The sequence below is a fragment of the Nonomuraea angiospora genome (assembly GCF_014873145.1).
Classification (GTDB): domain Bacteria; phylum Actinomycetota; class Actinomycetes; order Streptosporangiales; family Streptosporangiaceae; genus Nonomuraea; species Nonomuraea angiospora.
This window is the reverse complement of record NZ_JADBEK010000001.1, coordinates 10,030,954-10,045,308: the sequence shown is the minus strand read 5'-3', so window position 1 is coordinate 10,045,308 and position 14,355 is coordinate 10,030,954. Positions and strand designations below refer to the sequence as shown.

At 73.3% G+C, this 14,355-nt stretch carries 10 protein-coding genes; 4 read left to right on the top strand and 6 right to left on the bottom strand.

Features of this window, described 5'->3' with window-relative positions; genetic code table 11:
• Position 1 precedes the first annotated feature (1 nt).
• Together H4W80_RS46335 and H4W80_RS46330 are read right to left on the bottom strand one after the other, a co-directional pair.
• Positions 2–2,611: an ABC transporter permease subunit gene (locus H4W80_RS46335; RefSeq protein WP_192790872.1), complete on the bottom strand. Its 2,610-nt coding sequence runs from the start codon at positions 2,609–2,611 to the stop codon at positions 2–4.
• On the bottom strand, positions 2,608–3,747 hold the full coding sequence (locus H4W80_RS46330) for an ABC transporter substrate-binding protein (protein WP_192790871.1): 1,140 nt from the start codon (positions 3,745–3,747) through the stop codon (positions 2,608–2,610). The genes H4W80_RS46335 and H4W80_RS46330 overlap by 4 nt, the downstream gene beginning before the upstream one ends.
• Positions 3,748–3,983: 236 nt before the next feature.
• Here H4W80_RS46330 and H4W80_RS46325 point away from each other — a divergent pair, with 236 nt between their 5' ends.
• Together H4W80_RS46325 and H4W80_RS46320 are read left to right on the top strand one after the other, a co-directional pair.
• On the top strand, positions 3,984–5,072 hold the full coding sequence (locus H4W80_RS46325; protein ID WP_192790870.1) for an alcohol dehydrogenase catalytic domain-containing protein: 1,089 nt from the start codon (positions 3,984–3,986) through the stop codon (positions 5,070–5,072).
• A 42-nt stretch (positions 5,073–5,114) separates the two neighbouring features.
• Positions 5,115–5,447, top strand: a complete 333-nt coding sequence (locus H4W80_RS46320; RefSeq protein WP_192790869.1) for a hypothetical protein — start codon at positions 5,115–5,117, stop codon at positions 5,445–5,447.
• Between the two features lie 6 nt (positions 5,448–5,453).
• On the opposite strand, the gene H4W80_RS46315 is transcribed toward H4W80_RS46320, so the two are convergent.
• Positions 5,454–7,670 (bottom strand): MMPL family transporter, encoded by a 2,217-nt coding sequence (locus H4W80_RS46315; protein ID WP_192790868.1) that lies wholly within the window; start codon positions 7,668–7,670, stop codon positions 5,454–5,456.
• A gap of 94 nt (positions 7,671–7,764) precedes the next feature.
• Here H4W80_RS46315 and H4W80_RS46310 point away from each other — a divergent pair, with 94 nt between their 5' ends.
• Positions 7,765–8,289, top strand: a complete 525-nt coding sequence (locus H4W80_RS46310; protein ID WP_225964034.1) for a TetR/AcrR family transcriptional regulator — start codon at positions 7,765–7,767, stop codon at positions 8,287–8,289.
• Here the strand turns inward: H4W80_RS46310 and H4W80_RS46305 are convergent.
• Positions 8,286–9,383, bottom strand: a complete 1,098-nt coding sequence (locus H4W80_RS46305; RefSeq protein ID WP_225964033.1) for an ROK family transcriptional regulator — start codon at positions 9,381–9,383, stop codon at positions 8,286–8,288. The two genes, H4W80_RS46310 and H4W80_RS46305, sit on opposite strands and share 4 nt — an antisense overlap.
• Positions 9,384–9,492: 109 nt before the next feature.
• Here H4W80_RS46305 and H4W80_RS46300 point away from each other — a divergent pair, with 109 nt between their 5' ends.
• A complete protein-coding gene (locus H4W80_RS46300) occupies positions 9,493–10,716 on the top strand; it encodes a Gfo/Idh/MocA family protein (protein WP_192790866.1) in 1,224 nt (407 codons plus the stop codon).
• Positions 10,717–10,726: 10 nt separating this feature from the next.
• Here the strand turns inward: H4W80_RS46300 and H4W80_RS46295 are convergent, their stop codons facing one another.
• Complete coding sequence (locus tag H4W80_RS46295; RefSeq protein ID WP_192790865.1) at positions 10,727–12,787, bottom strand: protein kinase domain-containing protein; 2,061 nt, start codon at positions 12,785–12,787, stop codon at positions 10,727–10,729.
• 107 nt (positions 12,788–12,894) lie between these two features.
• Positions 12,895–14,355, bottom strand: coding sequence for a serine/threonine-protein kinase (locus tag H4W80_RS46290; protein ID WP_192790864.1), 1,461 nt, complete (start codon positions 14,353–14,355; stop codon positions 12,895–12,897).

Sequence of the window (14,355 nt, the reverse complement as noted above, 5' to 3'; positions counted from 1 at the left end):
TTCACCGCACCCCCAGGTAGGCGGCGGTCAGCCGCTCGCTGTCCACTTCCGAGCGCGGCCCCGCCCAGGTGACGCGCCCCAGCCGCATGAACGCCACCCGGTCGGCGAGGGCCAGCGCCTCCGTGGCCTTCTCCTCGACCAGCAGCAGCGCCACGCCGCGAGAGCGCAGCTCGGCGAACACGTCGAACACCTGCCGCACCATCATCGGCGCCAGCCCCAGCGACGGCTCGTCGGCGATGAGCACCCGGGGCGGCCGCACCAGCGCGGGCGCGAGCGTGAGCAGCTGCTGCTCGCCGCCGGACAGGGCGCCGGCCGGCACGGTACGGCGCTCGGCGAGCTGCGGCAGGCGCTCGTAGACGGGACCCGGGTCGGGCAGCCAGGTCCGCAGATTCTCCTCCACCGTGAGCCCGGGGAAGACGCCCCGGCCCTCGGGCGCGAGCAGGATGCCCGCGCGGGCCCTGCGGTGCGCGGGCCAGGCGGTGACGTCCTGGCCGTCCAGCAGGATCCGGCCGCTGGTGACGGCCAGGTCGCCGGCGGCCACCGCGCAGGTCGTGGACTTGCCCGCCCCGTTGGCGCCGAGCAGCGCGACCACCTCGCCGGGCCGGACGGCCAGGTCCACGCCGCGCAGCACCGTGCTGTCCGCGTAACCGGCGACCACGCCCTCCAGCCTGAACAGCGGCCCGTCCACCTGGACCGGCGGCGGCGCGGCCGGGACCGGCTCCGCCGGAACGCCGCGCCTGCGCCGGTGGCGGAGCTCGGCGAGCTGGGTCAGCACCCCGTCGGGATGCTTGGCCAGGATCACGCCGCCGGCCCCGAACAGGATGGCCCCGACGTGCGCTGACACGCCCCAGGTGGCGAGCAGTTCGGGCACGGCCACCGCGATCAGGCCGCCCAGCACCGCGCCGCCGACGCGGCGCACGCCCTGAAGGACCACCACGGCCAGCCACACGAACCCGGAGAACGCCGGCAGGTCGGTGGCGGTGATCGAGCCCTTGGAGACGGCGAACAGCACGCCGCCCAGCCCCGCGATCGCCGACGCCAGCGCGAAGAGCATGATCTTGGTACGCGGCGCCGAGATCCCGGATGTCGTGGCGGCGGCGGGGGCCGACCTGACCGCGAGGATCGCCCGCCCGGAGGCCGACCTTTCGAGGTTGCGTACGAGCAGGGCGACCGCCCCGATCAGCACGAGCAGCACCACCACCCGCACCCGGGGATCCGAGGTGTCCGCGAAGCCGAGCCCCAGCGCGGGCACCGGCCACCCGATGGTCCCGTTGCTGAACGCGTCCACCTGGAACAGCACCTGGTCGGCCAGCAGCGCCAGTGCCAGCGTGGCCAGCGTCAGCACCCGCCCGCCCAGCCGCAGCGCGGGCAGCGCCACCAGCATCCCCACGGCGGCGGAGGCCAGCACGCCCAGCACGATCGCCACGAAGAACGGCAGCCCGGACGAGAACGCCCATCCGCAGGTCAGCGCCGCCATCGAGGCGAAGGCGGCCTGGGCCAGGTTGACCATGCCGCCGATGCCGGTCACCACCACGAACGAGCAGAAGATCAGCGCCAGCACCAGCCCCTGCGCGGCCACGCCCACGTAGTACTCGGAGGCGAGGAAGGTGAACCCGACCAGCGCGACCAGGCCGAGCGCCCACGGCATCCTGCGCCGCCACGGCGGCAGCCCCGCCAGGTGGTCGGGTGGGGGCGCGTCCTCGGCCGCGCTGCCCGCGACCCGCTCGCGCGACCTGTTCAGCAGGACGAGCCCGGCGAACAGCAGGATCACCGGCACGGCCGTGCGCAGCCCGGTGACCTCTTCGAGGAAGTCGGTGTATCCGGCGACCAGGTTCTGGACCACGCCGAGCGCGAGCCCGGCCGCGAACGTCCACGGGATCGAGCGCAGCCGCCCGAACACCGCCGCCGTCGCCGAGGCGAACAGCAGCACCGTGTACGCCGTCGCGTCCAGCCCCAGCACGGACACCGCCAGCACCCCGGCGAGCCCGGCGAGTCCCGAGCCGAGCATCCAGGCCAGCGCCGAGGTGGCGTCCGCGTCGATGCCCCGGAGCGTGGCCAGGCGGCGCCGGTCCACGGCGGCCCGCATGCGCAGCCCGTACGGGGAATGCCGCATGAACGCCCACAGCCCGGCCGCCGCCACCGCCGAGAAGCCGAACGTGATGAGCTGGTCGCTGTCCAGCCGGGCCCCGAGCACCTCGAAGGAGAGCGCCGGGTGCGGGCCGACGCCGCGCGGCAGCGAGGTCGCGTCCGCGCTCGGCAGCCCGGCCAGGTCCACGACCAGGAGGCCCAGCGCGGGCAGCGCGATCGTCAGCCCGATGGTGGCGACGATCTGCGCGGTCTCGCCCGCCTGCGCGAGCCCGCCGAACATGGTCCTGTGCAGCACGTATCCGAGCGCGGGCGCGAACAGCGCCGCCGACACCAGGGCCGACAGCCACGCGGGCAGCCCGGCCGCCTGGTTGAGCTCGTAGAACAGCAGGGCCGACAGGAATCCGACGGCGCCGTGGGCGAAGTTGAACACCCCGGTGGCCGCGTACGACAGCGTCAGGCCCGATCCCATGACCGCGAAGATCGCCCCGGTGACCAGGCCGCTGAGCACGTATCCCAGGATCATTTGAGCGGCACGTTGTCGAAGCACTTCATGCTCTTGGCCACCTGGAAGGCGCCTTTCTCCAGCTTGACCAGGGCGCCGCAGCCGTTCGGCTCGGTGTGGTCCTTGGGGTACTGGATCCTGCCGAACCCGGCGTTCTCGTAGAGGTAGTCGCCGTTGCCGACGGCCAGGAACTTCTCCCGGGTGAGGTCCTTGCCGGCCTTGCCGAGCATGTCGAGGAAGATGTCGGCCGCCCAGTAGCCGATCGCCATGTGCTGGGTGGGCACGGCGCCCGGCGCGACCTTCTCGACGTCCTGCTTGAATCGGGCGATCTCGGGGGCGGTGGACTCGAACGGCTCGAACATCGGCGCCGCGATCACGCCCTCCAGGGCCTGCGCGCTGGCCTGGTCCTTGAGGATGGCGGCGTCGTAGCTGGTGGCGTCGGTGAGCGCGCCCTTGTAGCCGGCCCGCTTGAGCGCCGAGTACAGGCCGACGTTGAACTTGGTGCCCGCGATCACGGAGACGACGACGTCGGGGGCCTTGCCGCCGTTCGAGGTCATGATCTTGTTGACGTACGGGAGCCAGTCAGGGGGTGGTGCGGCGGCCGGGAGGCCGGAGTTCACGCCGACCAGCTTGAATCCGGCGGCGGTGAACGACTGGGAGATGGTGGTGCCGCCGTACTTGCTGCCGCTGGAGTCGGAGGTCTGGACGTACACGGTCTTGCCCTCGGCGCCGCCGAGGAGCTCGGCCATCTGCCGGCCCCACCACGTCTGGGAGCCCGCGCCCTGCTTGGGGGCCAGGCAGCCGTTGTAGCCGAAGCCGGTCTTCGTGCCGCACCACTGCGGGCCCGTCGCCCAGCCGAACCAGGGCACGCCCTGCTGCTCCAGGAAGGCTGCGCCGCCGAAGTTCGGGGCGTGCACGGGGACGAGGGCGAAGACCTGGTCCTTCTGCACGAGCTTCTTGGCGGCCGCGTCGCCCTTGGCCGCGTCCTGGCCGTCGTCCTCCGCCCCGATGAAGTCGATCTTCCGTCCGTTCACGCCGCCCTCGGCGTTGGCCCGCTCGAACCTGGCCTTCGCCCCGATCTCGGCGTCCTTGGTCGAGTAGCCGCTGGCGCTGGTCTTGGTCAGCACGCCGCCGACCTTGACCGTCGTGTCCGTCACGCCTGGCGCGGCAGTGCCCGCCGGGCTCTTCTGCTGGGCCGCGCACCCGGAGGCGAGCAGTGTAGTTATCGTAAGTGCCGCCGCGACCCGCCGTACCATCCTGGCCTCCCGCGATTTGGCCTAGCGCTCGCTTGGTTTTGCGCCGAGCGTAAATTCGCCCAGGAAGGGTGTCAACGGTGCATGCCTCCCGAGCAACCGCTTGCTCGCAATCGCGGGGCCGGGTTACCGTGTGGCGCATGCTGATGCGCGCGGCCGTCCTGACCGGCTTCCACACCCCCATGGAGATCCGCGAGGTGGAGATCGCCGACCCGGGCCCGGGCGAGGTGCGCGTGCAGATCAAGGCGTCGGGCGTGTGCGGCTCCGACCTCAAGGCCATCGACGGCAAGAGCCCCGTGGTCAGCGAGCTGCCGTTCATCCTCGGGCACGAGAGCGCCGGAGTGGTGGAGAGCGTCGGCGCGGGCGTCACCGGCGTCCGGCCCGGCGACCACGTCATCATCTCGATGAACGGTCCCTGCGGGCGGTGCCGCCACTGCGGGGCGGGCCGGTTCCACCTGTGCTCGGGCCCGGTCAGGCTACGGACGATCATGGGTGGCGCGCCCAGGATCACCCTGGACGGGCAGGAGACGCGCCGGTTCATCGGCATCGGCTCGTTCGCCGAGTACGCGGTCGTCACCGAGGCCATGTGCGTAAAAATCGCGAAAAACGCACCCCTGGATGCCATGTGCCTGCTGGCCTGCGGGGTCGTCACCGGCATCGGCGCGGTCATGAACGTCGCCGAGGTCCCGCCCGGCGCCCGCGTCCTCGTCGTCGGCTGCGGCGGCGTCGGCCTCAACGTCATCCAGGGCGCGGTGCTCGCGGGCGCCACCACGATCATCGCCGCCGACGTGGCCGAGCAGAAGCTCAAGCTGGCCGAGCGCTTCGGCGCCACCCACACGCTCGTGGCCGGCGACCTGCCCCGGCAGGTGGACGAGCTGGTGAAGGGCGGCGTCGACTACGCCTTCGACGCGACGGGCGCGCCCGGCGTCCTGTCCAGGGCCTTCGCCGCGACCGGGTCCGGCGGCACCACGGTCATGGTCGGCAGCCCGCCCCAGGGCCGGGCCGTGGAGGTGGACCCCGGCCTGCTGTTCGCCTCCCGCCGCCTCATGGGCACCCAGGGCGGCGACGCCGCGCCCCACCGCGACCTGCCCATGCTGGCCGAGCAGTACCTGCGGGGCCGCCTCGACCTCGACGGCCTCATCTCCGAACGCCTGCCGCTCGACCGGATCAACGACGCCGTGGCCCACGTACGGGAGGGCTCGGTGGCGCGCACGGTCATCACCTTCTGAAATGCTGACACGCGCCGTCACCTGACTCTTACTCTGAGTGCCATGACGGAGAGAAGCCTCAGGGCGCGCGTCCGGCGAGCCGCCATGGCCACGGTTCTGACCACGCTGGCCATGACCGGCCCGGAGCCCGCCGGCGCCAAGGGCCTGTACGACTTCGCCACCGAAGGCGTGGTCATCTGGAGCGACCCGCGACGCGACGCCGTCCTCGTCGGCTTCGGCTACCCGGGCCAGGGCTTCGAGTCGGACCGGTCGGAGGAGCGCGGCTTCTTCCAGTGCGACGACTACTTCGACAGCATCCTGTGGCACCACGGCCGCAACGCGGCCACCGGCATCGCCGGCTGGGTCCCCGCCTGCAACCTCACCGACTCCGACTAGACCCGGCTAGACCCCCAGCTTGACGGGCTCGAGCCGCTCGGGCGCGGGCCGCTCCTCCTCCTCGTGCCCCTCCACCGAGAGGTTCGGCAGCAGGCGGTCCAGCCAGCGCGGGCACCACCAGTTGAGCCGCCCCAGCAGCACCATCGTCGCCGGCACCAGGAACCCCCTGATGATCGTGGCGTCCACCGCGATGGCCACCGCCAGCCCCACCCCGAACGTCTTCACCATCGGGTCCGGGTAGGCGATGAACGCCACGAACACGGCCACCATGATCAGCGCGGCCGACGTGATCACCCGGCCCGTCGAGCCGAGCCCCTCCGCCACCGCCCGCGCGTTGTCCCCGTGCCGCAGGTACGCCTGCCGCACCGCCGTCAGCAGGAACACCTCGTAGTCCATCGACAGCCCGAACAGCACCGCGAACAGCATCAGCGGCACGTAGCTCTCGATCGGCACCGAGAAGAAGACCGTCTCCAGGTACGAGGAGCTGGCCGGGGCGTCCATGCCCACCAGGCGGCTGCCCAGGCCGATCGAGAACACCAGGGCGAGCGCGCCGAAGGCCGCGCCGAGCGAGATCAGGTTCATCACGGCGGCCTTCACCGCGACGACGGGCGCGCGGAAGGCCAGCAGCAGGAGCAGGGCGCTGAGCAGCACCACCACGCCGATGACCAGCGGGGTGCGCTCGGACATCCGGGTGCCCGCGTCGGTCATGGCCGCCACCTTGCCGCCGACGTGCACGCTCACCCCGGGCGACGAGAGGGCCCTGATGTCCTTGACCACGTCGGAGGCCCGGGGGTCGCTGGGCTTGTACTCGGTGACGACCTGGAGCAGGACCGAGCGGCCCGAGGAGTTGACCTTGGGGGTGCCCACGTGCGCGACGCCTTCGACGTCGCCGACCTCGCGGGCGATCCGGTCCACGACCGGGTCCTTCTCCTCGGCCACCTTGGCGGGCAGTTCGGCGACCACGAGCAGCGGGCCGTTGATGCCGGGGCCGAAGCCGGCGTCCATCAGTTCGTAGGCCCGCCTGGGCTCCGAGCCCTTGGCGCCGTACCCGTCGTCGAGCGGCCCGAGCTTCAGGGCCAGGGCCGGGGCGGCCAGCAGGCCCAGCGCCAGCACGCTGCCGAACAGCACCTGCCACGGCCGGCGCGCCACCCACGACCCCAGGCCGGCCCATCCGGACCCGGACGAACCGCCGCCGCGCAGGAACGGCACCTTGAGCGCGTTGATCCGGTGGCCCAGCACCCCCAGCAGGGCGGGGACGAGGGTGACCGAGGTCAGCACGGCGGTGACGACCGAGATGCCGGTGATCCAGCCGAGCGTCGCCAGCAGCGGGAACCCGCCCAGCATGAGCGCGCTCAGCGCGATCATCACCGTGCCGCCCGCGAACACCACGGCCCCGCCCGAACTCGCCACGGTCCGCCGTACGGACTCCACGACCGGCACCCCGTCGGCCAGCAGCCGCCGGTGCCGGGACAGCAGGAACAGCGCGTAGTCGATGCCCACGCCCAGCCCGATCATCGTGGCCATGATGCCCGCCTGCTTGGGCACGTCCAGCACGTGCCCGAGCAGGCCGATCACGCCGAGCCCCGTGGCGACGCTGACCAGGGCCGTGAAGATCGGCACCAGCGCGGCCGCCAGCGTCCCGAACGCGAACACCAGCACCAGCAGCGCGCACACCACGCCGATGATCTCGCTGGGCCCGGTCTTGATGTCCTTGTCGGCGGGGGTGGAGCTGTCGGCCGCCACCACCTCGATCCCGGCGGCCCGCGCCGGGTCGGCCGCCTTCGACAGCTCTCGCGTGTTCTCGGCGACCTTGGTGCCGTCGTGGCCCTGCAGGCGGATGGCGATGAGCCCGATCTGCAGGTTGGCGGAGATGCCGCCGCGCCTGAACGGGGTGTCCACCCCGACGACGTGCGGCATCGTGCGCAGGCGCGCCAGCACGTCCTCGACGGCCTTCTTGCGCGGCTTGTCGACGAGCGGCCCGCCGGCGGAGTAGAGGACGAGCTGCACCGACCCGCCGGTGTCGTACCCCGGACCGAAGCCGGTCTTCATCAGGTCGTGCGCCCGCTGCGCGTCGGTGCCGGGAATCGTCACGTCGTTGCTGACCGGGCTGCCGAGCACGAGGCTCCCGCCCATCAGCGCGGCCGCCACGACCACCCATAACGCCAGCACCAACCGCCCGTGCCGCGCGCACCAGCCGCCCAGCCGCCCAAGAAACCGCGTCATCGCCCAAGTCCCTCTCGACGGCCGTCCTGTACGGTCGTACAGGACTACGATAAAGCAGGAAATATCCGGAGGGGATGCATCGCATGGAAATGAGATGATGACCACACCCGACGACACCCGGACCCGGATCCTGGCCGCGGCCAGAGAGCTGTTCGCCGAGCGCGGTTACGCGGGCACCTCGCTGGCCGACATCGCCGCTGCCGTGGGCCTGACCAAGACCGCCGTCGCCTACCACTTCCACCCGAAGGACCGGCTGGCCTCCGAGTTACTCGCCCCGGCGGGGGACGACATGCTGGCGCTGCTCGGGACCGACTTCCCGAGCAGGGAGGCGTTCGTCGACGCGCTGGTGACCTTCGCCGTGCGCTACCGCTCGGTGATCCGCCTGTTCATGGAGGACCTGGCCGCCGAGGACCCCGGCGCGCCGGAGTCGGAGCGCGCGACGGTCAGGACGTTCAGGGACGAGATCTTCGGCAGGCTCGTGGGCGACGACCCCGGCCCGGAGACCAGGCTGAAGAGCTGGGCCCTGCTCGGCGCGCTGCAGTGGGGCGCGGTCAGGACCATGGACCTGCCGGAGGAGCAGGTCCGCGAGGTGCTGCTGGAGGCCTGCCGGGCTTTCTAGAGACCCAGCACCTCCCGTTCGACGTGGTCGAGCGCGAGGCGTACGGCGCCCAGCGCCACACCCTCGTCCCCGAACGTGGAGGCCACCACCTCCGGCACGCTCACGCACAGCTCGGCCAGGTGCCGGCGGAGCGGTTCGAGCAGCACGTCGCCGGCCTGCGCGTAACCGCCGCCCAGCACCAGCAGGTCGGGGTCGACGGCCAGCGCGAGCGCCGAGGCGCCGATCGCGAGGCGCTCGGCGTAGCGGTCGACCCGCCGCGCCGCGTCGCGGTCGCCCGCCAGCGCCGCCTCGAACACCTCGGCCGCCGAGGCGTCCCCGACCAGCTCGCGGGCCGCGTCCTCCCAGCCGACCTGGCGCAGCGTGCCGATCTCGCCGGCGGCCCCATGGCGCCCCGGGTGCAGCCGCCCGCCGATGAGGACGCCCGCGCCCGCCCGGTGGCCGACGAGCACGTAGACGACGTCGGAGGCGTGCCGCGCGCTGCCGCGCCAGTGCTCGGCCAGCGCGGCCAGGTTGGCGTCGTTGGCGGCCAGCGCCGCGCAGCCGAACCAGCGCCCCGCCAGCTCCGCCAGGTCCACGCCCGTCCAGCCGGGCAACGTGATCGACAGGGTCACCCGGCCGGTGCGGTCCACGATGCCCGGGGTGCCCGCCGCGACCGCCCAGACCCGCCTGCGCGCCACGCCCGCGCCGTCCACGCACGTCAGCGCCGCACGCCGGGCCGCCTCCAGCCGCTCGTGGGCCGCGGCGTCGCCGGAGACCTCGGCCCGCTCCCAGGCGATCACCTCGCCGTCGAGATCGGCCAGCGCGGCCACGATCGCGTCGCCCCCGACCTCCACGCCCACCACGTGGCCGGCGTCCGCGCGGAACCCGAACCGCCGCGCGGGCCGCCCCATCACGCCCTCGTCGGGCGGCACCTCCCTGACGTAGCCGCGCTCGCCCAGCTCGTCGAGCACCGCCTCCACCGTCTGCCTGGACAGCCCGGTGACGCGGCCGAGCCGGGTCAGCGTGGCCACGCCCTCGCGGCGCAGCGCCCGGAGCGTGACCTGGGTGTTCACCTTGCGCAGCAGGGACGCGTCACCTGGGCGAAGCTCGGTCAACTTATGAGACCCTTCCCCGTAACTCCCTTGTGGCTCCCCATTGACGAGCAGCAGCCAGGATCCTAGCATCGGCCGACATACGTGAACTGGTTACATATGTGGAGGCGCAATGGTCACGCTCGCCGTCGTCGGCGCGGGTTCCCGGGGATCCTCCTACGCCCGCCACGCCGCCGGGAGCGGCCGGGCGCGGGTGGTCGCGGTGGCCGATCCGCTGGAGGCCCGCCGCGCCAGGTTCCCGGAGGCGGAGCCGTACGCGGACTGGCGCGAGCTGGCCGCGCTCCCCCGCCAGGCGGACGCGGTGATCATCGCGACCCAGGACAGGGACCACGTCGAGCCCGCGGTGCGCTTCGCCGAGCTGGGCTACGACATCCTGCTGGAGAAGCCGATGGCGGTCTCCGAGGACGACTGCCGGCGCATCGTCGAGGCCGCCGGACGGTCCGACGCCGTCTTCGCCGTCTGCCACGTGCTGCGCTACACGCCGTACACGCGGGCGCTGAAGGCGCTGCTGGACGAGGGCAGGATCGGCGAGATCGCCGGCATCCAGCACCTGGAGCCGGTCGGGTGGTGGCACCAGGCGCACTCGTACGTGCGGGGCAACTGGCGCCGCTCCGACGAGTCCACGTTCATGCTGCTGGCCAAGTCGTGCCACGACCTCGACTGGCTGGTGTACCTGACCGGCAGGCAGGTCACGCGCGTGTCGTCGTTCGGCGGGCTCAAGCACTTCCGCCCGGACAACCGCCCGGAGGGCGCCGCCGACCGCTGCCTGGACTGCGCGGTCGAGGCGAGGTGCCCGTACTCGGCCAAGCGCATCTACCTGCCGCTGGCCGGGCGCGCGGAGTGGCCGGTCACGGTGCTCACCGACGATGTCTCAGAGGCCGGCGTGCTGGCGGCGCTGCGGACGGGCCCGTACGGCAGGTGCGTGTACGCCTGCGACAACGACGTGGTCGACCACCAGGTCGTGAACATGGAGTTCGAGGGCGGCACGACCGCGTCGTTCACCATGACCGGCTTCACCCCCGCCCTCCACCGGCAGACCCGGATCTTCGGCACCCGGGGCTGGATCGAGGGCGACGGCGACCGCCTGACCGTCTTCGACTTCGTCACCGGCCGCGAGGAGATCGTCGAGGCCCGTCCCACCGGGGACGCGACGGCTCGGGGCGGCCACGGGGGCGGTGACGAGGCGCTGGTCGACGCGTTCCTGACCGCGGTCGCCACCCGGGACCGCTCCCCGATCCTCTCCTCGCCGGGCGAGAGCCTGCACAGCCATCTCATCGCCTGGGCCGCCGAGAGGTCGCGGCTGCGCGGCGAGACCGTCACCGTTCCTGAGGACTGAGCACGAGTCGTCATTCCTCCGAGGTCGGGCCCGTGGTGGGCGTCTCCCCGGGCTCACCCGGGTCCGGGCCCGACTGGGCGGCCAGGCCGAAGCTGATGACGATCGCGCTGCCCGGTTTGGCGCAGGCGCCGGACTGGAGGCTCTGGTCGAGGATCGTGCCCACCCGCGACTCGTCGTCCACGACCTGGCCCTTCGTCCGCACCGTGAACCCGGCCGCGACCAGCGCCGCCCGCCCGTCCTCCAGCGCCTGGCCGACGACCGGCGGGACCGTGGCGCCGTTGCGCGCGACCGTGAGCGCCACCGAGGTGCCGCCCGTGACGCGCCGGCCCGCCTTGGGCTGCGTGGAGAGCACCTGCCCGTCCGGCCGGTCGGTGCAGGAGCGGGTGACGGCGCCCACCGCCAGGCCCGCGTCGGTGACGGCGCTCTCCGCGGCCTTGCGCTGCAGGCCCGTGACCGCGGGCACGGGCACCCCGGCCGACACCTCCAGCGAGACCTTGCTGCCCCTGGCCACCTGCGTGCCCGGGGCGGGCTGGGCGGTGAGGACCTGGCCGATCCGCTTCGGCGAGTCGAGCTGGGTGACGGTGCCGAGCGCCAGCCCGGCCTGCTTGATCGCCTTGGTGGCCGCGTCCTTGTCCATTCCCGCCAGGACCGGGACCGGGACCGTGGCCGGGCGCGCCACCGGCGGCTGCGTCGAGGGTCCGCGCGCCTCCATCGTCCCCGTGGTCTTGAGCGGGACCTTCTGCGCGGTCGTCCGGTCCGCCGGAGGCCGGGACTTCACCGGATCCGACTGCGGGGGGACCGACGGGCCTGCCCCCTGCGGCGCCTGGGGCCGGTCGGCCGGGTTCGCCGTGGGGATGTGGGCGGTGAGCAGCACGGCGGCCGTCACCAGCAGGGCCGCGCAGACCGCGATGGCGGCCCTCGGCCAGGCGACCTTGGACGTCCACGCCGGCGATGGAGCGTTCCCCGCCCCGGAGCCCGCGGGTAACGACGCGGGCGCGGGCAGGTTCCCCTCCGTGGGCGTGGACGCACTCGACCCTTCCGCGGGCGTGGACGCGCCGGCCTTTTCCGCGGGTGTGGACGCGCCGGCCTTTTCCGTGGGCGTGGACGCGCCTGCGCCGGAGTCGGCGCCGGAGTCCGGCAGCAGGTAGCCGCCGGCCCTCCCCGTGGCCTCCGGCTCGGCCATCGGCGGCCGCTCCGACGAGCGCTGCCCGGGCACCAGCGGCGGGACCCGCAGGATATGGGCCGGCGGCGAGCTCAGCACCTCCGGCGGCACCTCCGACTCCCCCAGCAGCTCGAACAGCAGGTCCCTGCTGGTGGGCCGGTTGCGCGCGTCCTTGTCCAGGCACGCCTCCACGAGGGTCCGCAGCCGCCCGTCCAGGCGGCCCAGCTCGGGCGGCGCGGTCAGGATGCGGTGCAGCACCGGCGCGACCGAGTCCTGCCCGAACGGCGCCGTGGCGTTGGCCGCGAAGCACATCGTCGCGCCCCACGAGAACACGTCCGCGGCCCCCGTGACGGCCGAGGCCGTGATCTGCTCGGGCGCCATGTAGGCGGGCGTGCCCACCCCGCGCCCGCTCACCGTGGCCGCCGCGTCCAGCGCCTTGGCCAGGCCGAAGTCGATGACGCGCGGCCCGTCGGAGCCGAGCAGCACGTTCTGCGGCTTGAAGTCGCGGTGCACGATCCCGGCCCGGTGGATGGCCGTGAGCGCGGTCACCGTGCTGACCGCCAGCCGCTCCAGCGCCCCGCCCCGCCGCGGCCCGGTGAGCGCGACCTCCCGGTGCAGCGACGGCCCGTCGACATATTCGCTGACGATGTACGGACGCCCCTCGTCGAACCCGGCGTCGATCACCTGGGCGGTGCAGAACCTCGCCACGTGCTTGGCCAGCTCGACCTCCCGCAGGAACGCCGCCCGCTCGTCACCCACGGGTCCGTGCAGCAGCTTGACCGCGTAGGTCTCCCCGCTCCTCCATCCGAGGAAGACCGCACCCTGACCACCTTCACCCAGCCGCCCGGACAGCTCGTACTGTCCGAGTCGCTGCGGGTCCCCCGTTCTGAGCGGCTGCGCCGTCGGCACGGGCGTCTCCCCTCGCCGCCACCCTCGCCTGCCTTCTACTGAAGGCAACGGGCCGCCAGGAGTCAACGGTGGTCAGGGCAATCGCCGCCTGACCGTGACACAGCTGGTCAGGATGCCCGGGTGACCGTGCCCGAATAGGTCACCTCGTCCTTACCTTCGCGCGTCACCTTGATGTCCATCTGGTTCGCTGCCGACGTCGGGATCATCCGCAATGTCCCCGGATAGCACTCGTCGCCCGTGACCCGGTCGAGGGTGAAGACCGTCCCGCTCCCGGCCGGCGAGAGCCGTCCCGAGCAGTGCAGGTCCGCGCCCCACAGCATGGCCCCGCCGTCGCCGTCGGGGCCCAGGCGCAGCTCGACGGGGAAGACCCGCCGGGCGGTGAAGTGCTCGGCCGAGCCCGTCCACGTGCCTGCCAGCCCCGGCTCCTGGGCGCCGCGCAGCCAGAACACGACCCCGGCCACCGCCATGGCCACGCCCGCCGCGGCCACGCCCACCTGCCAGACCTTCACCCGCCTGCGGGGCGGGGGCCCGGGAGCGGTGTCGCGGTTGACGGCGGGGAAGCTCGTCGTGGGGTCGGGGTCGTGGATGCGCCCCGGCTCGCCGCCGGGCGGCGCGCTCTCCATGACCAGCCGGAGCCCGGCGGTGCTCAGCTCCCGATCGGCGAGCGTCCTCCCGGTCCCGGTGCCGGACGTGACAGCGCCGGACGAAACACCAGCGGACGGGCCGACGGCGGCCTGGGCGCCCGAGGACAGCACGTCGCCGCCCCCGGCCGCCTGCCCCAGCAGCCGCCGCAGCACCTCCTCCGCGTCCGGCCGCTCCCCCGGCTCCGGCGCCAGGCAGGCCGCCACGATCTCGCGCAGCCGCCCGGTCAGCGGCCCGAGGTCCGCCTTCCCGTACAGGATCCTGGCCAGGACCTCCTGGTAGGTGTCCGCCGTGTACGCGTGCCGCCCCGTGGCCGTGTAGACGACGGTCAGCCCCCACGCCCACAGGTCGGCGGGCGGCCCGGCGGGCTCGCCCTTGATGCGCTCGGGCGACAGGTACGCCGGGGTGCCGACGGGCATGGCGTTGGTGGTGGCCGCGGTGTCCATGAGCCGGGACACCCCGAAGTCGATCACCCGCGGCCCGTCGAGCCCGAGCAGCACGTTGCCCGGCTTGAAGTCCCGGTGGACCACCCCCGCCCGGTGGATGGCCCCGAGCGCGGTGGCGGTGCCGATGGCCAGGCGGTCGAGCGAGCCGCCCAGGCGCGGCCCCTTGGCGACCACGTGCTCCAGCAGCGAGGGGCCCTCGACGTACTCGCTGACCAGGTAGGGCCGGTCGCCCTCGAGATCGGCGTCGATCAGCTGCGCCGTGCAGAACGCGGCCACCCTGCGGACCGCCTCGACCTCTCCCAGGAACCTGCGCCGCACGTCGGGGTCGCCCGACAGGCTCGCGTGCAGCAGCTTGATCGCGACCTGGGCGCCCTGCTCGGAGTGGCCGAGGTAGACGACGCCCTGCCCGCCCTGGCCGAGCCGGCGCGACAGGCGGTACGACCCCAGCTGTCGCGGATCATCGGCTCGGAGTGCGGGCAT

What these genes read in the sequence shown, in the direction of transcription:
- H4W80_RS46290 (WP_192790864.1), bottom strand. Translation starts at nt 14,355, where the DNA reads ATGCCCGCACTCCGAGCCGATGATCCGCGACAGCTGGGGTCGTACCGC.
- H4W80_RS46335 (WP_192790872.1), bottom strand. Translation starts at nt 2,611, where the DNA reads ATGATCCTGGGATACGTGCTCAGCGGCCTGGTCACCGGGGCGATCTTC.
- H4W80_RS46300 (WP_192790866.1), top strand. Translation starts at nt 9,493, where the DNA reads ATGGTCACGCTCGCCGTCGTCGGCGCGGGTTCCCGGGGATCCTCCTAC.
- H4W80_RS46310 (WP_225964034.1), top strand. Translation starts at nt 7,765, where the DNA reads ATGATGACCACACCCGACGACACCCGGACCCGGATCCTGGCCGCGGCC.
- H4W80_RS46320 (WP_192790869.1), top strand. Translation starts at nt 5,115, where the DNA reads ATGACGGAGAGAAGCCTCAGGGCGCGCGTCCGGCGAGCCGCCATGGCC.
- H4W80_RS46315 (WP_192790868.1), bottom strand. Translation starts at nt 7,670, where the DNA reads ATGACGCGGTTTCTTGGGCGGCTGGGCGGCTGGTGCGCGCGGCACGGG.
- H4W80_RS46325 (WP_192790870.1), top strand. Translation starts at nt 3,984, where the DNA reads ATGCTGATGCGCGCGGCCGTCCTGACCGGCTTCCACACCCCCATGGAG.